The following is a 19,689-nucleotide window of genomic DNA, read 5'->3' as shown; positions in this document are numbered from 1 at the left end:
GGATTCTGGTGGTGGCGGTCGCCCGGTCGCGGGGATCGGGCGATCCGCCGCCGGGACCGGGCCCGCAGCGGTGACGCCGCGGGCCCGGTGGTCGCGGTCGCCCGGAGGCGGCCGCGGGGTGCGCTACCAGCGGTAGTGCGCGAAGGCCTTGTTCGACTCGGCCATCTTGTGGGTGTCCTCGCGACGCTTGACAGCGGCGCCCAGACCGTTCGACGCATCGAGGATCTCGTTCATGAGACGCTCGGTCATCGTCTTCTCGCGACGGGCCTTCGCGTAGCTGGTGAGCCAGCGGAGCGCGAGGGTGTTGGCGCGGTGGGGCTTGACCTCGACCGGGACCTGGTAGGTCGAGCCGCCGACGCGGCGGCTGCGGACCTCGAGGGTCGGGCGGACGTTGTCGAGCGCCTTCTTGAGGGTGACGACCGCGTCCTGGCCGTTCTTGCCGGCGACGCCCTCGAGGGCACCGTAGACGATGCGCTCGGCGAGGCCCTTCTTGCCGTCCAGGAGGATCTTGTTGACGAGCTGGCTGACGATGGGGGCGCCGTAGACGGGGTCTGCGACGACGGGGCGCTTGGGAGCGGGGCCCTTACGAGGCATTACTTCTTCTCCATCTTCGCGCCGTACCGGCTGCGAGCCTGCTTGCGGTTCTTGACGGCCTGGGTGTCCAGGGCGCCGCGAACGATCTTGTAGCGGACACCGGGGAGGTCCTTGACGCGACCGCCGCGCACGAGCACCATCGAGTGCTCCTGCAGGTTGTGGCCCTCGCCGGGGATGTAGGCGGTGACCTCGGTGCCGTTGGAGAGCTTGACGCGGGCCACCTTGCGGAGGGCCGAGTTCGGCTTCTTGGGCGTGGTCGTGTAGACGCGCGTGCAGACGCCGCGCTGCTGGGGGTTGGCCTTCAGGGCGGGCGCCTTGGTCTTGGTGACCTTCGGCGTGCGTCCCTTGCGGACCAACTGCTGAATCGTTGGCACTGGTTTTGCTCCTTGAATGCTGCACGGTGACAGCGGATCGATGGTCGACATTCGGCCCTCCCGTCTCCGGGAACGGCCGAGTTCATCTGGACCCGACGCACCCCGCGGCCCCGCGAGCGGGACCGGGAGGGTGAGGGGTATGCCGTGGGGGCCGCCCGATCGGACGAACCCGCGGATCCTCGCGGACCCGGTGGAGCGAAGTGCGGCGACCGCATCGACCCGGAGGCACGACACGAGCGCACGGCAAAGCGCACACCCGAAGAACATTACGGGGAGTGACGGGGCCGGTCAACCGAGCGGCGTTCGCCCTGGGAGATGCCGCAGCGCCGCGACGAGCCGCGCCGGGACTCCGCCGTCACTCCCGCTCGTCGCCCTCCCAGCCCCAGTGGGGGCTGCGGCCGCCGGCGTCGCGACGGGCCAGGAGCAGGAGGAACACGAGCTGGACGGCCGCCGCGAGCACGCCGGTCGCGATCGCGAAGACAGTGGGGGCGTGGTCGAGGATCCAGCCGAGGATCTCCCCCGGCTCCTGGCGGCCGAGCCCGTAGAGCGCTCCGCCGGTGAGGAGGAAGAGCAGGTAGACGACGACCCCGGTCAGCAGCGACGGGCCGAGGACGCGGTGGACGGCAGGACGAGCGGCGAGGGTCACCATCGCGACCAGCACGGCGACGACGCAGACCGCCACCGACACCGGCCCCAGCAGCGGACCGGCGTCGCGCTCGGGCACGACGTCCTGGTCCAGCAGGAGGCTGAGGACCCCGAACGCGCAGACGACCAGGGCGAGGTAGAGGAACGCGGCGAAGCCGGCCAGCGCGAGGCCGTAGCCCAGGCCGGCTCCGCGGCCCTGCCCCTGCCCCTGCCCCTCCGGAGTCACGACTGCGCGGCCGCTTCGCGCTCGGCGTTGCGGCGCTTGACGCCCCGGGCGCGGCCCGCGATCGCGGCGCCGCCCCAGACGCTCGCCTCCCGGCCGAGGACGCCGGCGGCGAGGACCGCCGCGAGGACGGCGGGATCGCGGACGTAGTCGAACGCGAGGGAGCGGTCGATCGGCAGGGCGAGCGGTCCGACGGCGCTCCAGCCGCCGACCAGCGCGGCCGCGGCCGTGAGGAGGGCGACGAGGAAGCCGCCGAGGACGTAGGCCCACCAGCCCGCGCGATTCACGACCAGCACGATCAGCGCCAGGCCGACCAGGAACGCGGCCACCGGGGCGAGGAAGAGCGCGGTCGGCGCAGCGTCGAGCGCGAGGACGACCGGGTCGCCGCCGACGCGGTCGACGAGGAGGCGGATCGCCGTCAGGGCGACGAGGTACAGGACGGCGAAGACCGCGGTCGTCAGGAGGGCGAGCGCGAGGCCCGCGAGGCGGTTGCCGGAGCGCCGGACCGGCTCGGGCTCGGCCTCGACCGGCCCGAGGGCGCTGGGGGCGGACGCCGCGACGGCCGGGGCGACGGGCTCGACGGTCGGCTGCCGGCCCGTCACGGGTTCGGGCCAGACGTACTCCCGGGTCGGCTGGGGTCCGGTTCCGCCGGACGTCTCGGTCGCGGAGGGGATCCGCGTGGTCTCGGCGTCGCTGCTCCAGGTCACCCGGACAGCATAGGCACGCCTTCCGCCGCGCCCGGTGCGCCGCGCGGCTCCCCGTCGACGGGGGACAGCGCCGACCGTCTACTCGAGCGGGTGGAGGAGGCGGTGCAGGAACTGCCGGGTGCGCGGCTCGCGCGGCTCCCGGAGGATCTGCGCAGGGGCGCCCCGCTCGACGACCACGCCGTCGGCCATGAAGACGACCTCCGAGGCCACCTGCCGGGCGAACTCGAGCTCGTGCGTCACGACGAGCATGGTCCAGCCCTCCCCCGCCAGCTCCCGCATCAGCGAGAGCACGTCGCCGACCAGCTCCGGGTCCAGCGCCGAGGTGGGCTCGTCGAAGAGGAGCAGATCGGGCCGCAGCGCGAGCGCCCGGACGATGCCCACGCGCTGCTGCTGACCGCCGGAGAGCTCGAAGGGGTAGGCGCTCCCCCGGCCGCCGAGGCCGACGCGCTCGAGCAGGCGCTCCGCCTCCGGGACCACCTCGGACGCGGGACGGCGCTGCACTCGCAGCGGCCCCTCCGTCACGTTCTGGAGGACGGTCAGGTGCGGGAAGAGGTTGAAGTGCTGGAAGACCATCGCGGAGTGGTCGCGCAGCCCGGTCAGCGCCTTCCGTCCGACGCCGCGGTCGAAGTCGAGGACGCTGCCGTCGGCGAGCTCGACCACCCCGCCGTCCGGCACCTCGAGGCTGTTCAGCGAGCGCAGGACGGTGGTCTTGCCCGAGCCCGAGGGCCCGATCAGGGCGACGACCTCGCCGCGGCGGACCTCCAGGTCGATGCCGCGCAGCACCTCCACCCCGCCGAACGACTTGCGGAGGCCGCGGGCCGTGAGCACGGGCCGCGCGTCGGTCGGAGTGTCAGCGGGCGACATAGCGGTCCAATCGCTTCTCGAGCAGGCCCTGGCCGCTGGAGAGCACCAGGCAGATGAGCCAGTAGATCAGAGCGGCCTCGAGGTAGAGGAGCATGAACTCGCTCGACGCGGTGGCGATCTTCTGCGCCTGCCGGAAGAGCTCGGTCACCAGGATGAGGGAGGCCAGCGAGGTGTCCTTCACCAGTGAGATGAAGGTGTTCGACAGCGGCGGGACGGAGACGCGCGCGGCCTGCGGGAGGATGATGCGCCGCAGCGAGAGCGAGCGGCTCATGCCGATCGTGTGCGCCGCCTCCCACTGCCCCTTCGGGACGCTGAGGATCGCCGCGCGGATCACCTCCGCCGCGTAGCCGCCCACGTTGAGGGCGAACGCGATGGTGGCGCTGGGCCAGGGGTCGATCTTCAGTCCGAGGCTCGGCAGCCCGTAGAAGATCACGAACAGCTGCACCAGGAGCGGCGTGCCCCGGATGACGGAGATGTAGGCGCGCGCGATCCAGGAGAGGATCCGCACCCGCGAGAGCCGCATCAGGGCGACCGCCAGCGCGAGCACGAGCCCGATGGCGAAGCTCGCCAGCGCGAGCGGGATCGTCCCGACGATGCCCCCGGAGAGGATCGGCCAGAACGACCGGAGGACGAGGTCCATTGTGTTCTCCCGCCTTCGCGGGAGGATCCGCGGTCGGCTCGATCGGGTGGTGGCGTCGGGGACGGATCGTGTCCGCCTCCTGGGGAATGCTGGCACGCTTCGCGCCGGGGCGGGCGCCCTTGCGGGCGGACCCGCTGCTTGAGCCGCTCCGCCGCTCCCCCGCGTCGGGGCCGCTCACGCACGAGACGGCCCCTCCCGGAAGGGGAGGAGCCGCCTCGGGGTGGGGCTACTGGGAGACGTCGGCTCCGAAGTAGCGCTCGGAGATGGAGGCGAGGGTGCCGTCCTCGCGCAGCTCGTCGAGGGCGGAGTCGACGGCCTCGACGAGGTCGTCCGAGCCCTTCGGGAAGGTGAAGGCGCTCTCGGAGGTGTCGTCGGTGGTGACGGCGACCTTGAGGCCCGCGGCCTGGTCGGGGTAGGTCGTGGACCAGTCGAGCCAGGTGAGGCGGTCGTTCACGGTCGCGTCGACGCGGCCCTGCTCGACGAGGGCGATGGCCTGCGCCCAGCCCTCGACGCCCTCGACCTCGGCGCCGTTCTCCTGCGCGACGGTGTACCAGTTGCTCGAGAGCGACTGCGCAGTGGTCTTGCCGGAGAGGCCGGCGAGGTCGGTGATCGAGGTGTCGCTCGAGGGGACGATCACGACGCCGGGGCTGACCGAGTACGGCTCCGAGAAGTCGTACTTCGCCTCGCGCTCGTCGTTGATCGAGACCTGGTTCGCGATCACGTCGAAGCGCGCTCCGTCCAGGCCCGCGAACATCGCGTCCCACTGCGTCTCCTGGAAGTCGGGCTCGACGCCCAGCTTCTCGGCCACGGCGGTGATCACGTCGACGTCGTAGCCGGTGAGGGCTCCGGTCCCACCGTCGGCGTGGAAGGAGAAGGGCGGGTAGGTGCCCTCGGTGCCGATGGTGAGCTTCCCCGAGTCCTCGACCTCGGCCAGGGTCAGGCCGGAGCTCGCGGATGCGGTGCCCTCGCCGCTCGAGCCGGAGACCACGTCGTCGGTCGAGGCGGGCGCGCAGCCGGCGAGGACCAGGGCGGCGGCGGCGGCGGTCGTGCCGAGCAGGACGCGCAGGGAGGTGCGGGCGGAGAGGGTCACGGTGTTGTCCTTCGGTGCATCACGGAGTCGTGGCGGTCCCGCTGCGCCGGATGCGGCGCGGGGATCGACGAGGGGACGGGTCGTCCCGGGGCGGACCGCTGCTCGGCGGAACCGCCCGGAGTGACGATAACCAGTGGAGGGGGCGGCCCTATTCCCGGATGTCGCCGTGTGACGCCGGGAGTCCGGCCAGGAAGTGCTCGGCACCGGCGACCTCGTCGCTCGTGAGGCCCGCCGCCGACTCCGGACGCACCAGGTGGAAGGGGGTGCTCTGCTCGCGGGCCCAGTCGTAGGCGTCCTCGTGGAGGTTGTCGTCGATCCACACCACGGCGTCGATCGCGCCGCGCTCGGCGGCCGCCTCCAACCACACCGCGACGGGCTGGAGCTTGCCCGTCCGGCCCGGGAACCGCGGGTCGCGCGGGAGGCCGCCGTCGAAGACGATCGCCTCCGTGCCCGCCGGCAGCCCGAGGTCCTGGGCGAGGACCCGCGTCAATCTCGGCGGCCAGGTCGTGGCCCACACGATCGTGCCGACCGCGGCCAGGCGGGCGACGAGCGCCGCCCGCTCGGGCTCGAGCTCCAGGCGGTGCGAGCCCGAGGCGCGATCGCTGCGGACGGAGGGGTTCAGGACGCCGTCGACGTCGAGCAGGATCAGGGCGGCCATGCCTGTCACCGTAGCGGCGGCGGGGCGGATCGCGCGAGGAGCGCTAGCGTGACGGGATGCCTCCGTCCCTCCTGCTGCCGGGAGGCCGCACAGCTGTGCTGGGGCCGGATCCCGTGCGGCCGGAGGCGCTGCTGCTCACGGTCGACGGCGCGGAGCAGTCGCTGATCGATCCGGGCGATCCCCGTGCTCTGCACCTCGAGTACCTCGCGCGCCTCGGCGCGGTGGTCGACGCCGCCGCCCCGCCCGGCGAGCCGCTGCGCGTGCTGCACCTCGGAGCCGGAGCCCTGGCCCTGGCCCGGTACGTCGCCGCGACCCGGCCGGGCTCCGAGCAGCTCGCGGTGGAGAGCGCGGCGGGACTCGTGGAGTTCGTGCTCGAGCACGCGCCGCTCCCCCGCGACGCGCGCGTCCGACTCCTCACGGCCGACGCCGCAGGGCCCCTGCCGCCCTGGAGCGCCGACCTCGTCGTGCTCGACGTCTACGACGGGGACGAGATCCCGGAGGCGTTCTACCGCGCGTCCGTCCTCGCTCCGCTCGCCGCCCGGGTCGGCGCCGACGGGCTCCTCGCGGTCAACGTCGCCGACGACGCCGACCACCGGAGGCTGGACCGCCTGCGCGGGGTCGTCCGGGAGCTGCTCCCGGTCACCGCAGCGGTCGGATCGACCGCCTTCGTCGAGGGGCGCACCGGCGGGAACGCGATCCTGCTCGCCTCAGGCTCGGCGCTCGCCGACCACGTCGCCGGCCGCCTGCTGCACGCCGGCCCGCACCCGGTCTCCGCCGCGGCGGATGGCGACGTCGTGGTCGCCGAGGTGGCGGTAGAAGTCGACCCGTGAGTCGAGAGTGACGCCGGTCTCGAGGTACTTGGCGCGGATCCGCTTGATGTAGGTGCGGACGGTGTGCTCGGCGACGCTGAGGTCGACCGCGACGGTGCGGACCGCGGCACCCGCTCCGTAGGCGCGCATCACCCGGCTCTCCTGCGGGCTCAGCACCGGGCGGCGCTCCTCGCGCCCGTGCACGAGCCGGTGGCGGGCGGTGTCCGAGATCCAGGTCCGGCCGGAGGCGACCGAGACGACCGCCGCCGCGAGCTCGCTGGGGTCGTCGCCCTTCCAGACGTAGGCCGCCCTATCCCGTCGCAGCACGGCCCGCACCGGCTCCAGGGAGTCGGAGGAGGAGAGCACGACGAGGCCGACGGTCCGGGCCGCCGCACGCTCGAGGGTGTCGGCCACCTCCTCGCCGGGCACGCCGTCCAGGTCGAGGACCGCGATGCGGTCGACGCCCTCCTCGTCGTGCGAGAACTGCGGCAGCAGCTGCGCGAGCAGCGCCTGCAGCGCGGCGCGCTCGATCGCTGGTCCGTCGACGACGGCCAGCGTGAACCGATCGAATCCGGTCACGGGGGTCCCCTAGCAGGGGCAGGTTCGGGTCCGCCCCGGCTGCACCGTAGCGGTCCGCGACGTCGTCGTGCACGTGATGGGACATTCCGTCTCAGTGGGAGGACGCCCCCAGAGCGCTCCGGATCGGCTCACGGAGCGCGTGGAGGACCACCCGCGGCACCGTCTCCGGCTAGTGTCCCTCTCCATGGACGACAGCGCAGAGGGCTCCCGGCGGGCCCGGAGGATCCCCGCGGAGCAGGTCCGCAGCCGCATGATCGCCACGGCGCGCGACGTCGTCTCCGACCACGGCCTCACGGTGAGCTTCGCGCACCTGCCCATGGAGGAGTACATCCGCCTGGCCGGCGTGCCGCGCAGCTCCGTCTACCGGATCTGGAGCACGCGTGAGGAGTTCGTGGCCGACCTGGTCGGCGAGGTCTTCGTGCGGGACCGGTACGCGGAGGGCGCCGATCCCGAGGCCCAGCAGGAGATGCGCGAGGTCTACGAGCGCTCCACCGATCTGCTCTCCACGGCCGCCGGCCGCCGCCGGGTCGCCTGGGAGACCATCCGCATCGGGGCGCGGGCCAATGCCGAGTCGCTCCGCCGCTCCGCCGACTGGTCGTCGTACAACGCACTGCTCGCCTGCACCTTCTCGATGGAGGAGGGGCCTGCGCGCGACGCCGTGCGCGCCACGGCGAAGCGGATCGAGGGCATGCTCACGCGCCGGATGCGCGACTTCTACGAGGAGACGCTGCAGGTCTTCGGCGGGACGATGCGCCCGGGATTCACGACGCTCCAGCTCGCCCACCTCACCGCGATCGTGATCGACGGGCTCGCGCACCGCGGCCGGCTCCTCGACGACGACCTCGACGCTCCGGTGACCGCCCCCGGCCTCGACGGCGAGCCGGTCGAGTGGACTCTGGCGGCCTGGACGATCCGCTCGATCGTCGACGGGATGCTGGAGCCGGTCGCGGAGGACTGAGCGGACCCCGCGACCCGGATCACTCGTCCGGTTCGGTGAACCCGTCGATCAGCAGCAGCACCGACACCACCGCCAGCGACGGCCCCTCGGGATCGGCCGGGTCGAGCGGGCCGGTCACCAGCTCCGGTGCCGCGATCCGCGCGATGCACAGCCCCTCGATCAGGGCCGAGACGGCGGAGGCGAGAGCGGCGGAGCCGCGGTCCGGGCGCAGCCGGAGCCCCGCCTCGGCGAGGGTGTGCTCGTAGTACTTCGCCATGTTGTCGATGAAGTGCAGCTGGCGGGACCGCAGAGCGGATCCGATGGCGGTCCGTGCCGGCTCCTCGTGCGATCCCACCGCGCCGGCGAGCGCGATGAAGTTGCGCCAGTGCTGCGACGAGAAGACGTTGTCGACGTTCGCGTCGACGGCGACCCGGACGGAGGCGGTCAGGGCCTCGCGGCGCTGCGCCGGGGTCGGCTCGGGGTCGAGGCTGCGGTGGAGGTGGGAGTTCCCGGCCCGCAGGGACGGCTGGTCGAGGCGGGTGGCGAGGACCCTCTCCGGGATCGCGGCGATCAGCTCGTCGTAGAACGACTGGCGGGTGGGCCAGATCCGGTACACGGTGCTGCGCGGAACACCCGCCGAGCGGATGACGTCCTCGAGGGGCAGGTGGGCGACTCCGACGCGCAGGCCCTCGGCGCGGACGACTGCGAGAGCGGCGTCCAGCAGGCGGGTGCGGACCTGCTCGCGGGTCAGGCGGGGAGGACGCGCCGACTCCTCCGCATCGAGGGGGTCGTCGCTCATCAGGCCTCCGGCGCCGGGATGCACGGAGGGAGTCTCCGACATCTGCTGTCCAGCAGAGCGTACCCGGAGGGAGGGCGGAACGTGAGAGGAGATCGGAGACGGGCGCGGCCCGCGCATGCGGCTCGGGTGCCGCGCGGGCCGCGCTGCCTGTCCCCCAGGCGGCCTCCCCATGGGCCGGTTCGACCGTATGCTTCCCGACAGACGTCCGTCAAATGACGCGACATGGTGTCTCCTCGGCGGCGTCCGCCGACCGGTCACGAGGACCGCCTCCGGGACTCCTCCGCCGCCGGGAGCGCCCTCGCCGCGGTCTGCGCTCGAGAGGCGTGCGGAGCGGACAGCTCGCCCGCGACGACGTCCGACACGACGCCGGTGGCGTGCTCGACGAGATCGACGTTCCGGGTCAGCCGCGCGTGGTGGCACGGGCTCGCGTCGACGTCGACCACGAGCTTCGCGAAGCGCAGAGCGTCGCCGAGCCGCGCGAACGGCGAGAGCTCGGCGACGAGGGACGGCACGTCCGCTGCGGCGAGGTAGGTGTAGCGGCAGGTCGAGACCACGTAGTCGTCGACTCCGGCCGTCGCCGATCCGGTCGCGACCATGATGTCGCCGAGGTCGACCGGGGCGCTGGCGAGGCCGAGCGCCACCGCGGCGGTCACCTGGATGTCACCCACCAGCGCCGTCACGTGCACACCGGCGGGCCAGGGCGGCAGGGAGCCGAGCTCGGTGGATCCCGTCCGCAGGCCCTTGCCCGCCGCCGAGGCGAGAGCGTCGATCATCGGCACTCCCGTGCACTCCCCCGCGTGCTCGGCGTCCTCCGAGACGGCGTCCCCGCAGGAGGCGAGCATCGCCGAGACGCTCAGCCGGCTCTGCGGGTCCAGTCCTGCGATCACCGCGGGGCTGACCTGACCGGAGTCGTCGACCATCCGTCCGAGGCGCTCCGCGACGTCGGATCCCGTGTTCGGGGTGCCGAAGGTGAGGACGGACGAGACCATCGAGGCGACGGCGGTCCCGTCGACCGAGCCGCTCAGCGCCTGGCGGGCGGCGAGCCCTCCCATCGAGTGCGCGACGACGACGGCGCGGTGCCCGGTCGCGGAGACGAGGCAGGCGATCGAGGAGGCGAGCGCGTCGCTGATCCCCGGATCGGTGACCCAGCGCGCGGCGAGCCGGCGGTAATCGAAGGTGTAGACCGCGGCGCCGTCGATCTGCTGCAGCCGGCCGAGGAGGGACGGCTCGGGAGCGTCGAGCGGAGCGGTCGCCGACTCCGACGACACCATGTCGACGAGATGGGAGAAGGCCCCTGTGCGGTCGGCGTCGTGCGTCGCCGTGCCCAGCCAGCCGTGCAGCATCACGATGGGGACCAGCGCGGCGGCGGAGCGCGGCCGGACGTCGTCGCCCGCGAGCACGGGAGCCAGCTCCGCGACCCCGCAGGACGAGGGTGCGACCGCCTCGGCCGCCTCCGCCCGCCCCGCGGGCACCACGACGACGCCGACCACCACGAGCAGTGCGGCCAGCACGACGATCACGAGTCTCATCCGCGCGTTTCCTCACGTGCCGCGACCAGGACGGGGAACGGGTACAGGCTCGACCCGACGAGCACGCATCGAGTCAATCACCCCGCTCCTGCGGGGAAGGCCGCTCGTCGCGAACGGGCGGCCCCCCGTGCGGGTGACCGCGGGCCGGGGACGACGAAGGCCCCGCCGGTGTCCCGACGGGGCCTTCGATCGTTCAGCTCACCTGGATCAGCTGTAGTTGCCCGGCTCGTAGCCGTCGCTCGAGAACGAGTCGAAGTCGACGAACGAGAGGTCGGCGTCGCTGAACGCGGCGTCGTCGGCGAAGATGCGGTTGGGGTACCGCTCGGCCTTCGCCTCCTCGGTCGCCTCGACCGACACGTTCCGGTACTTGGGCAGACCGGTTCCCGCCGGGATCAGCTTTCCGATGATCACGTTCTCCTTCAGGCCCATCAGCGGGTCGCGCTTGCCCTCCATGGCCGCCTGCGTGAGGACGCGGGTGGTCTCCTGGAAGGACGCGGCCGACAGCCACGACTCCGTCGCGAGCGAGGCCTTGGTGATGCCCATGACCTCCTGGCGGGCGGACGCGGTCCGCTTGCCCTCGGTCAGAGCCGCACGGTTGACCTCGCTGTAGCGCGAGCGGTCGACGAGCTCGCCCGGCAGCAGCTCCGTGTCGCCGTGGTCGACCACGGTGACCTTGCGGAGCATCTGACGCACGATGACCTCGATGTGCTTGTCGTGGATCGGCACACCCTGCGAGCGGTAGACGCCCTGGACGCCGCCCACCAGGTGCTTCTGGACCTCGCGGACGCCCAGCACGCGCAGGACCTCCTTGGGGTCGACCGTTCCGACGTGCAGCTGCTGCCCGAGCTCGACGTGCTGGCCGTCCTCGATGAGGAGCTGCGAGCGCTTGAGCACCGGGTAGATGACCGCCTCGTCGCCGTTGTCCGGCTGGAGGATGACGCGGCGGGCACGGTCGGTGTCCTCGATGGTGATCCGGCCGGCGGCCTCCGCGATCGGCGACGCGCCCTTGGGGGTGCGGGCCTCGAAGAGCTCCTGCACGCGGGGAAGACCCTGCGTGATGTCGTCGGCCGAGGCCGATCCACCGGTGTGGAAGGTGCGCATCGTGAGCTGCGTGCCGGGCTCGCCGATCGACTGGGCCGCGATGATGCCGACGGCCTCTCCGATGTCGACGAGCTTGCCGGTGGCGAGCGAGCGGCCGTAGCAGGCCGCGCAGACGCCGACGGCGGACTCGCAGGTCAGGACGGAGCGCACCTTGATGTGGCGCACGCCCGCTCCGACCAGCTTCTCGATGAGCACGTCGCCCACGTCCTCGCCGGCCTCGGCGACGAGCTCGCCGGCCTCGTTCGACGCCGGGGTGGCGAGCGAGCGGGCGTAGACGGAGTTCTCGACGTTGGAGTCCTTGATCCAGGCGCCGGTGGCGTCCTGGAGCATGATCGGCAGGTCGAGGCCCTTCGAGGTGCCGCAGTCCTCCTCGCGGATGATGACGTCCTGCGAGACGTCGACGAGTCGACGCGTCAGGTAGCCCGAGTCCGCGGTGCGCAGCGCGGTGTCGGCCAGGCCCTTGCGGGCACCGTGCGTGGCGATGAAGTACTCGGCGACCGACAGGCCCTCGCGGTACGAGGAGATGATCGGTCGGGCGATGATCTCGCCCTTCGGGTTGTTCACCAGGCCTCGCATGCCGGCGATGTTGCGCACCTGCAGCCAGTTGCCGCGGGCGCCGGAGGTGACCATGCGGTTGATGGTGTTGTCCGTCGGGAAGTTCGCGCGCATGGCCTTGGCGACCTCGTCGGTCGCCTCTGTCCAGATCTTCACGAGCTCCTGGCGGCGCTCGGCCTGAGTGGTCAGACCCTTGTCGTACTCGGACTCGACCTTCGCGGCCTTCTTCTCGTAGCCCGCGATGATCTCGGGCTTCGACGGAGGCGTGAGGATGTCGGACAGCGCCACGGTGACACCCGAGCGGGTGGCCCAGTAGAAGCCTGCGTCCTTGATCCGGTCGAGGGAGGCGGCGACCTCCACCTTCGGGTAGCGCTCCGCGAGGTCGTTGACGATCCCGGAGATGGTCGTCTTGTCGGCGACCTGCTCGAAGTAGGGGTAGTCGACCGGCAGCGCCTCGTTGAAGAGGGCGCGGCCGAGCGTGGTCTCGAGGAGGACCGGCGCGGTGACCTTGCCGTTCTCGTCGATCTCGACGCCCTCGGGTGCCTGACCCTGCGCGAAGTACACGTCCGACATGCGGATCCTGACCTTCGAGTTCAGGTGCAGCGAGCCCTGGTCCTTCGCGAGGATCGCCTCCGAGACGGAGGAGAACGCGCGGCCCTCGCCGGCGGCGCCCTCGCGGATCGTCGTCAGGTGGTGGAGGCCGATGATCATGTCCTGCGTGGGCAGGGTGACCGGACGGCCGTCCGAGGGCTTGAGGATGTTGTTCGACGCGAGCATCAGGATGCGCGCCTCGGCCTGGGCCTCGACGGACAGCGGCAGGTGGACGGCCATCTGGTCGCCGTCGAAGTCCGCGTTGAACGCGGCGCAGACGAGCGGGTGCAGCTGGATCGCCTTGCCCTCGACCAGCTGGGGCTCGAAGGCCTGGATGCCGAGACGGTGCAGCGTGGGCGCACGGTTCAGCAGGACGGGGCGCTCGCGGATGATCTCCTCGAGCACGTCCCACACCTGCGGGCGCGAGCGCTCCACCATGCGCTTGGCGGCCTTGATGTTCTGCGCGTGCGACAGGTCGATCAGGCGCTTGATCACGAACGGCTTGAACAGCTCCAGCGCCATCTGCTTGGGCAGACCGCACTGGTGCAGCTTGAGCTGCGGGCCGACGATGATGACCGAGCGTCCCGAGTAGTCGACGCGCTTGCCCAGCAGGTTCTGGCGGAAGCGACCCTGCTTTCCCTTGAGCATGTCGCTCAGGGACTTCAGGGCGCGGTTGCCGGTTCCGGTGACGGGGCGGCCGCGGCGGCCGTTGTCGAAGAGGGCGTCGACCGCCTCCTGGAGCATGCGCTTCTCGTTGTTCACGATGATCTCGGGGGCACCGAGGTCGAGCAGGCGGCGGAGTCGGTTGTTGCGGTTGATCACGCGACGGTAGAGGTCGTTCAGGTCGCTGGTCGCGAACCGGCCTCCGTCGAGCTGCACCATCGGGCGCAGCTCCGGCGGGATGACCGGGACGACATCGAGGACCATCGCGGCCGGCGAGTTGCCGGTGGCGAGGAACGAGTTGACGACGCGCAGGCGCTTGATGGCGCGGATCTTCTTCTGACCCTTGCCCTCGGCGATCTGCAGGTGCAGCGTCTCGGCCTCGGCCTGGAGGTCGAACTGCTCGAGGCGCTTCTTGATCGCCTCGGCGCCCATGTAGGCCTCGAAGTAGACGCCGTACCGGTCGACGAGCTCGTTGAAGACCGCGTCCTCGGGCTTGAGGTCGCCGACCTTGAGGGTGCGGAACTGCTCCCACACGCTCTCGAGCCGCGCGATGTCCTCGTCGAAGGACTTGCGGATCTGGCCCATCTCCTTCTCGGCGCCGTCCTTGGTGCGGCGCTTCTGGTCGCTCTTGGCGCCCTCCGCCTCCAGGGCGGCGAGGTCGGTCTCCAGGCGCGCCAGACGGTCCGCGATGCGGGAGTCGCGCTGGTCCGAGAGGGTCTTGATCTCGAGCCGGAGCTCGTTCTCCAGGCCGGGCATGTCGGCGTGACGGCCGTCGTCGTCCACGTCGATGATCATGTACGCCGCGAAGTAGATGACCTTCTCGAGGTCCTTCGGCGCCATGTCCAGCAGGTATCCGAGGCGCGAGGGGACGCCCTTGAAGTACCAGATGTGGGTGACGGGGGCGGCGAGCTCGATGTGGCCCATCCGCTCGCGGCGGACCGAGGACTTGGTGACCTCGACGCCGCAGCGCTCGCAGACGATGCCCTTGAAGCGGACTCGCTTGTACTTGCCGCAGGAGCACTCCCAGTCGCGAGAGGGACCGAAGATCTGCTCGCCGAACAGGCCGTCCTTCTCGGGCTTCAGGGTGCGGTAGTTGATGGTCTCGGGCTTCTTCACTTCACCGTGCGACCAGCGACGGATGTCATCGGCCGTTGCGAGGCCGATGCGCAGCTCATCGAAAGTGGTTACGTCGAGCAATGTTTTCTCCTTGTCGGAAAACAGGGTGTCTCGTCAGAGACGGGAGGTCGTCAGATGCTGGCGCGGATCAGATGTCGTCGACGGAGGACGACTCGAACCGGGAGGAGATGTTGATGCCGAGCTCTTCCGCGGCGCGGTAGACCTCGTCATCGGTGTCGCGCAGGCTGACCGCGGTGCCGTCGGCCGAGAGGACCTCGACGTTCAGGCACAGGGACTGCATCTCCTTGATGAGGACCTTGAAGGACTCCGGGATGCCGGGCTCCTGGATGTTCTCGCCCTTGACGATGGCCTCGTACACCTTCACTCGGCCGAGGATGTCGTCCGACTTGATGGTGAGGAGCTCCTGGAGGGCGTAGGCGGCGCCGTAGGCCTCGAGGGCCCACACCTCCATCTCGCCGAAGCGCTGTCCGCCGAACTGCGCCTTACCACCGAGCGGCTGCTGGGTGATCATCGAGTACGGGCCCGTCGAGCGCGCGTGGATCTTGTCGTCGACGAGGTGGTGCAGTTTCAGGATGTACATGTAGCCGACCGAGACCGGGTCCGGGAAGGGCTCCCCGGAGCGGCCGTCGAACAGCTGCGTCTTGCCGGACGAGCCGATCAGGCGCTCTCCGTCGCGCGTCGGGGTGGTGGAGTCGAGGAGCCCTGCGAGCTCCTCCTCCGCCGCGCCGTCGAAGACGGGGGTCGCGACCTTGGTGCCGGGCGCCGCCTCGCGGGCGTGCTCGGGCAGGCGCGCGGCCCACTCCGGCTGACCCTCGACCTTCCAGCCCTGCTTCGCGATCCACCCGAGGTGGATCTCGAGGACCTGGCCGAAGTTCATGCGGCCGGGGACGCCGAGCGGGTTGAGGACGATGTCGACCGGGGTGCCGTCGGCGAGGAACGGCATGTCCTCGACCGGCAGGATCTTCGAGATGACGCCCTTGTTGCCGTGGCGGCCGGCGAGCTTGTCGCCCTCGGTGATCTTGCGCTTCTGGGCGATGTAGACGACCACGCGCTGGTTGACGCCCGAGCCGAGCTCGTCGTCGCCGTCCTGCGCGTCGAACACCTTGACGCCGATGATCGTGCCCTGCTCGCCGTGGGGCACCTTCAGCGACGTGTCGCGGACCTCGCGGCTCTTCTCGTTGAAGATCGCGCGGAGCAGGCGCTCCTCGGCCGAGAGCTCGGTCTCGCCCTTGGGCGTGACCTTGCCGACGAGGATGTCGCCGGGGCGGACCTCGGCGCCGATGCGGATGATGCCGCGCTCGTCCAGGTCGGCCAGGAGCTCCGGGCTGACGTTGGGGAGGTCGCGGGTGATCTCCTCCTTGCCGAGCTTGGTGTCGCGGGCGTCGACCTCGTACTCCTCGATGTGGATCGAGGAGAGGACGTCGTCCTTCACCAGGTTCTGGCTGAGGATGATCGCGTCCTCGAAGTTGTGGCCCTCCCACGGCATGAACGCGACGAGCAGGTTCTTGCCCAGCGCGAGCTCGCCGTTCTCGGTGGCGGGGCCGTCGGCGACGACCTCGCCGACCTCGATGCGCTCGCCGGCCGAGACGACCACGCGGTTGTTGTACGAGGTGCCCTGGTTGGAGCGGTCGAACTTGCGGAGGAAGTAGGTCTGCGTGCCGCCCTCGTCCAGCTGGACGGTGACGGAGTCGGCGGAGACCTCCTGGACGACACCGGCCTTGTCGGCGGTGATGACGTCGCCGGCGTCGATGGCCGCGAAGCCCTCCATGCCGGTTCCGACGACGGGCGACTCGCTGCGCAGCAGCGGGACGGCCTGACGCTGCATGTTCGCGCCCATGAGCGCGCGGTTCGCGTCGTCGTGCTCGAGGAACGGGATCAGCGAGGTCGCGACCGAGACCATCTGGCGCGGCGAGACGTCCATGTAGTGGACGCGCTCGGCGTCGACGAGCTCGACCTCTCCGCCCTTGGGGCGGACCAGGACCTTGCCCTCCGCGAAGCGGAAGTCCTTCGTGAGGGGGGCGTTCGCCTGGGCGACCAGGTACTCGTCCTCCTCGGACGCGGTGAGGTAGTCGATCTGCGAGGTGACGGTGCCGTCGACGACCTTGCGGTACGGGGTCTCGATGAAGCCGAACGAGTTGATGCGCGCGAAGGACGCGAGCGATCCGATCAGGCCGATGTTCGGGCCTTCCGGGGTCTCGATCGGGCACATGCGGCCGTAGTGCGAGGGGTGGACGTCGCGGACCTCGACGCCGGCGCGCTCACGGGAGAGTCCGCCGGGGCCGAGCGCCGACAGGCGGCGCTTGTGGGTCAGACCCGCGAGCGGGTTGTTCTGGTCCATGAACTGCGACAGCTGGCTGGTCCCGAAGAACTCCTTGATCGCGGCGACGACGGGGCGCACGTTGATCAGGGTCTGCGGGGTGATCGCCTCGATGTCCTGCGTGGTCATGCGCTCGCGGACGACGCGCTCCATGCGGGACAGTCCGGTGCGGACCTGGTTCTGGATCAGCTCGCCGACCGCGCGGATGCGGCGGTTGCCGAAGTGGTCGATGTCGTCGACGTCGAGACGCAGCTCGACCGGCTCGCCGTCGCGCACGCCGGGGAGGGCGGTGCGACCGTCGTGCAGGGCGACCAGGTACTTGATGGTCGCGATGATGTCCTCGACCGTGAGCACCGAGTCGGACAGCGCCTTGTCGATGCCGAGCTTGCGGTTGATCTTGTAACGGCCGACCTTCGCGAGGTCGTAGCGCTTGGAGTTGAAGTAGAAGTTGTCCAGCAGCGCGCGGGCGGCCTCGGCGGCGACCTGCTCGCCCGGACGGAGCTTGCGGTAGATGTCGCGGAGGGCGTCCTCCTTGGTGAGGATGTTGTCCTTCTCGAGGGTCAGCTCGATCGACTCGTAGCCGGCGAACTGCTCGAGGATCTCCTCGCTCGTCAGGCCGAGGGCCTTGAGGAACACGGTGACCGACTGCTTGCGCTTGCGGTCGATGCGCACGCCGACCTGGTCGCGCTTGTCGATCTCGAACTCGAGCCAGGCTCCACGGCTCGGGATGACGCGGGCGGAGTAGATGTCCTTGTCGGACGTCTTCTCCTGCTGGCGCTCGAAGTAGACGCCGGGGCTGCGCACGAGCTGGGACACGACGACACGCTCGGTGCCGTTGATGATGAACGTGCCCTTCTCGGTCATCAGCGGGAAGTCGCCCATGAAGACCGTCTGGGTCTTGATCTCACCCGTGAGGTGGTTCATGAACTCGGCCTCGACGTACAGCGGAGCGGCGTAGGTCTTGCCGCGCTCCTTGCACTCCTCGATCGTGTACTTCTCGGGCTCGAGGTACGGGTTCGTGAAGCTCAGCTGCATCGTCTCGCTGAGGTCCTCGATCGGGGAGATCTCCTCGAAGATCTCGTCGAGGCCGGAGTTGGCGGGGAGGTCCTCCCGGCCGGCGGCCTTCGCCTCGGCGACGCGGGTCTTCCACGCCTCCGAGCCGACGAGCCAGTCGAAGCTCTCGGTCTGCAGCGCGAGCAGATCCGGAACGGTCAGGGTGTCGCTGATCTTGGCGAACGAGAGACGCGAAGCTCCGCGTCCGTTCTTGGGTGAGGTGGTGGTCGCGGTGGACGCAGCAGCCAAGGAAGGAACCTCCGTAGACCCTCGCGGGTCTCAATCTGTGGGATGTGTGGAGTGGGCTCCCGCCGGACGGGCCGCCACCCCTGCCCGCACGCCGTGCAGACCGAGGCGACTCGGTCTTGGGGGCGGGGCTAGAGTGTGGCAACGGCATCCACCATCTGATGCCGGGTTCCGGTGACCTGCCGACCGCGATATGAGGGCATGGGTACTCGGGAGCGCAAAGTACGAATATAGCCGCATCGCGCCACGCCGCGCAAGTGCGGATGCTTGCGCCGCCCCGCGGGGTCCGGTATACGAGGCCACGGCCTCCCGGATCGATCCGACCGGGCCCGGCGCGGAGCCTAGCCGTCCCGCCGCCGCGGCAGACTGGTCGGATGCAGGAACGCACCGGCCGCCGACGCGGAGACGACTCCGAGCACCCCCGCGCCGTGCTCGCCAGCGGGTACACCGCGCGGATCGAGCCCGACCGGCACTCGCCCGAGGCGGCGACCCTGGTCGTCGACGGCACTCCGCAGTCGCACGTCGACCTCGCGGATCCGACGCACCTCTCCTTCGAGTACGTCCGCCGGATCGGCCACGCGATCGACCTCGTCGCCCCCGAGGGCGAGAGCGTCACGGCGCTCCACCTGGGCGCCGGAGCGCTGACCCTCCCCCGCTACGTCGCCGCGACCCGGCCGAGCTCGCGCCAGCAGGTCGTCGAGATCGAGGGCGCTCTGGTCGAGCTGGTGCGCGAGGCGCTCCCGCTCCCCCGCGGGGCGCAGATCCGCATCCGCCAGGGCGACGCCCGCGAGGTGCTCGGCAAGCTGCCGCCCGGGCTGCGCGGCACGGTCGACGTGGTCGTCGTCGACATCTTCTCGGGCGCGCGCACTCCCGCGCACGTGACCAGCGCCGAGTTCTACGGGGCGATCGCGCCGCTGCTCGCCCCCGGCGGCCTGGTCGCGGTGAACGTGGCCGACGGCGGCGCGCTCGCCTTCGCCCGCGCCCAGGCCGCGACGCTCGCCTCCGTCTTCGCGCACACCGCGATCATGACCGACACCCAGATGCTCAAGGCCAAGCGCTTCGGGAACGTGGTGATGCTCGCCTCGGCCGATCCGCTGCCGCTCGACGGCCTGCCGCGGCGCCTCGCCTCCGACCCAGCGCCCTCCAAGCTGGTGCAGGGGCGGGAGCTCGAGAACTTCATCGCCGGCGCCCTCGTCGTCACGGACGAGACCGCCACCCCGTCGCCGCTGCCGGCGCGGAGCATCTTCCAGGTGCGACGGGGCTGACCCGGGCCGCGCGTCGGGGCGCCGTCCGGGGACCCGCCGGTACACTCGATGCCGGGGTCAGCGACCCCGACCGTCCTCTCGTCCGCCGCGCGCGACGATCCGGATCCGCACTCCACGAGGAAGCATCGCCCTGAGCATCATCATCCGCCACGACCCCGCGACCCTCCACGAGGAGATCGACGTCGACGCCGCCCAGGAGCGCCTGGAGGAGGTCGGCGCGCTGCGCAGCCTCGCCGCGCTCACCGAGAAGGCGGAGCTGCTGCGCCTGCTCGGGCGCGTCGACGAGGCGTGGGACCTCGCGAACGAGGCCGTC

The 19,689-nt window shown here is 71.1% G+C and carries 15 protein-coding genes; 2 read left to right on the top strand and 13 right to left on the bottom strand.

Translation table 11 applies throughout. The features are described from left to right. Positions 1–123 precede the first annotated feature (123 nt). The 9 genes from rpsG to C5D50_RS07865 all read right to left on the bottom strand — a co-directional run bounded on the left by rpsG (position 124) and on the right by C5D50_RS07865 (position 7,183). On the bottom strand, positions 124–594 hold the full coding sequence (rpsG, locus tag C5D50_RS07905) for a 30S ribosomal protein S7 (RefSeq protein ID WP_068251443.1): 471 nt from the start codon (positions 592–594) through the stop codon (positions 124–126). Next, positions 594–968: a 30S ribosomal protein S12 gene (gene rpsL / locus C5D50_RS07900; RefSeq protein ID WP_011186743.1), complete on the bottom strand. Its 375-nt coding sequence runs from the start codon at positions 966–968 to the stop codon at positions 594–596. The genes rpsG and rpsL overlap by 1 nt, the downstream gene beginning before the upstream one ends. A 355-nt stretch (positions 969–1,323) precedes the next feature. Then, complete coding sequence (locus C5D50_RS07895; RefSeq protein ID WP_104283228.1) at positions 1,324–1,839, bottom strand: DUF6121 family protein; 516 nt, start codon at positions 1,837–1,839, stop codon at positions 1,324–1,326. Further along, entirely contained in the window at positions 1,836–2,543 is a 708-nt protein-coding gene (locus tag C5D50_RS07890; RefSeq protein WP_104283227.1) for a hypothetical protein, read from the bottom strand. Before C5D50_RS07890 ends, C5D50_RS07895 begins: the two co-directional genes overlap by 4 nt. Before the next feature lie 78 nt (positions 2,544–2,621). Next, positions 2,622–3,407, bottom strand: a complete 786-nt coding sequence (locus C5D50_RS07885; RefSeq protein ID WP_104283226.1) for an amino acid ABC transporter ATP-binding protein — start codon at positions 3,405–3,407, stop codon at positions 2,622–2,624. Then, a complete protein-coding gene (locus C5D50_RS07880; RefSeq protein WP_104224574.1) occupies positions 3,394–4,047 on the bottom strand; it encodes an amino acid ABC transporter permease in 654 nt (217 codons plus the stop codon). The genes C5D50_RS07885 and C5D50_RS07880 overlap by 14 nt, the downstream gene beginning before the upstream one ends. A gap of 226 nt (positions 4,048–4,273) precedes the next feature. Beyond that, positions 4,274–5,137 carry an amino acid ABC transporter substrate-binding protein gene (locus tag C5D50_RS07875; RefSeq protein WP_374953121.1) on the bottom strand — a complete coding sequence of 288 codons (864 nt, stop codon included), beginning with the start codon at positions 5,135–5,137 and terminating at the stop codon, positions 4,274–4,276. A gap of 148 nt (positions 5,138–5,285) precedes the next feature. Beyond that, complete coding sequence (locus C5D50_RS07870) at positions 5,286–5,795, bottom strand: HAD domain-containing protein (RefSeq protein ID WP_104233923.1); 510 nt, start codon at positions 5,793–5,795, stop codon at positions 5,286–5,288. Positions 5,796–6,502: 707 nt separating this feature from the next. Further along, positions 6,503–7,183 (bottom strand): LuxR C-terminal-related transcriptional regulator, encoded by a 681-nt coding sequence (locus C5D50_RS07865; RefSeq protein WP_104283225.1) that lies wholly within the window; start codon positions 7,181–7,183, stop codon positions 6,503–6,505. Positions 7,184–7,367: 184 nt separating this feature from the next. Here C5D50_RS07865 and C5D50_RS07860 point away from each other — a divergent pair, with 184 nt between their 5' ends. Continuing rightward, positions 7,368–8,141, top strand: a complete 774-nt coding sequence (locus C5D50_RS07860; RefSeq protein ID WP_146082148.1) for a TetR/AcrR family transcriptional regulator — start codon at positions 7,368–7,370, stop codon at positions 8,139–8,141. A 19-nt stretch (positions 8,142–8,160) separates the two neighbouring features. Here the strand turns inward: C5D50_RS07860 and C5D50_RS07855 are convergent, their stop codons facing one another. The 4 genes from C5D50_RS07855 to rpoB form a co-directional block, all read right to left on the bottom strand. Further along, positions 8,161–8,919, bottom strand: coding sequence for a TetR/AcrR family transcriptional regulator (locus C5D50_RS07855; protein WP_146086904.1), 759 nt, complete (start codon positions 8,917–8,919; stop codon positions 8,161–8,163). A 254-nt stretch (positions 8,920–9,173) separates the two neighbouring features. Next, positions 9,174–10,448, bottom strand: a complete 1,275-nt coding sequence (locus C5D50_RS07850) for a triacylglycerol lipase (protein WP_104283222.1) — start codon at positions 10,446–10,448, stop codon at positions 9,174–9,176. Between the two features lie 207 nt (positions 10,449–10,655). Continuing rightward, entirely contained in the window at positions 10,656–14,555 is a 3,900-nt protein-coding gene (locus C5D50_RS07845; protein ID WP_104224580.1) for a DNA-directed RNA polymerase subunit beta', read from the bottom strand. Between the two features lie 67 nt (positions 14,556–14,622). Further along, entirely contained in the window at positions 14,623–18,114 is a 3,492-nt protein-coding gene (rpoB, locus tag C5D50_RS07840; protein ID WP_104224581.1) for a DNA-directed RNA polymerase subunit beta, read from the bottom strand. A gap of 371 nt (positions 18,115–18,485) precedes the next feature. Between rpoB and C5D50_RS07835 the strand changes: the two genes are divergently transcribed. Beyond that, positions 18,486–19,376 carry a spermidine synthase gene (locus C5D50_RS07835; RefSeq protein ID WP_104283220.1) on the top strand — a complete coding sequence of 297 codons (891 nt, stop codon included), beginning with the start codon at positions 18,486–18,488 and terminating at the stop codon, positions 19,374–19,376. Positions 19,377–19,689: the final 313 nt, after the last annotated feature.

Source organism: Rathayibacter sp. RFBD1 (genome assembly GCF_002932915.1).
GTDB lineage: Bacteria > Actinomycetota > Actinomycetes > Actinomycetales > Microbacteriaceae > Rathayibacter.
This window is presented reverse-complemented; position numbering and strand designations above follow the sequence as displayed.

Excerpts from the sequence above, each read along its gene's own strand:
- rpsG (WP_068251443.1), bottom strand. The coding sequence starts at position 594 with ATGCCTCGTAAGGGCCCCGCTCCCAAGCGCCCCGTCGTCGCAGACCCC.
- C5D50_RS07885 (WP_104283226.1), bottom strand. The coding sequence starts at position 3,407 with ATGTCGCCCGCTGACACTCCGACCGACGCGCGGCCCGTGCTCACGGCC.
- C5D50_RS07880 (WP_104224574.1), bottom strand. The coding sequence starts at position 4,047 with ATGGACCTCGTCCTCCGGTCGTTCTGGCCGATCCTCTCCGGGGGCATC.
- C5D50_RS07870 (WP_104233923.1), bottom strand. The coding sequence starts at position 5,795 with ATGGCCGCCCTGATCCTGCTCGACGTCGACGGCGTCCTGAACCCCTCC.
- C5D50_RS07860 (WP_146082148.1), top strand. The coding sequence starts at position 7,368 with ATGGACGACAGCGCAGAGGGCTCCCGGCGGGCCCGGAGGATCCCCGCG.
- C5D50_RS07855 (WP_146086904.1), bottom strand. The coding sequence starts at position 8,919 with ATGAGCGACGACCCCCTCGATGCGGAGGAGTCGGCGCGTCCTCCCCGC.
- C5D50_RS07850 (WP_104283222.1), bottom strand. The coding sequence starts at position 10,448 with ATGAGACTCGTGATCGTCGTGCTGGCCGCACTGCTCGTGGTGGTCGGC.
- C5D50_RS07835 (WP_104283220.1), top strand. The coding sequence starts at position 18,486 with ATGCAGGAACGCACCGGCCGCCGACGCGGAGACGACTCCGAGCACCCC.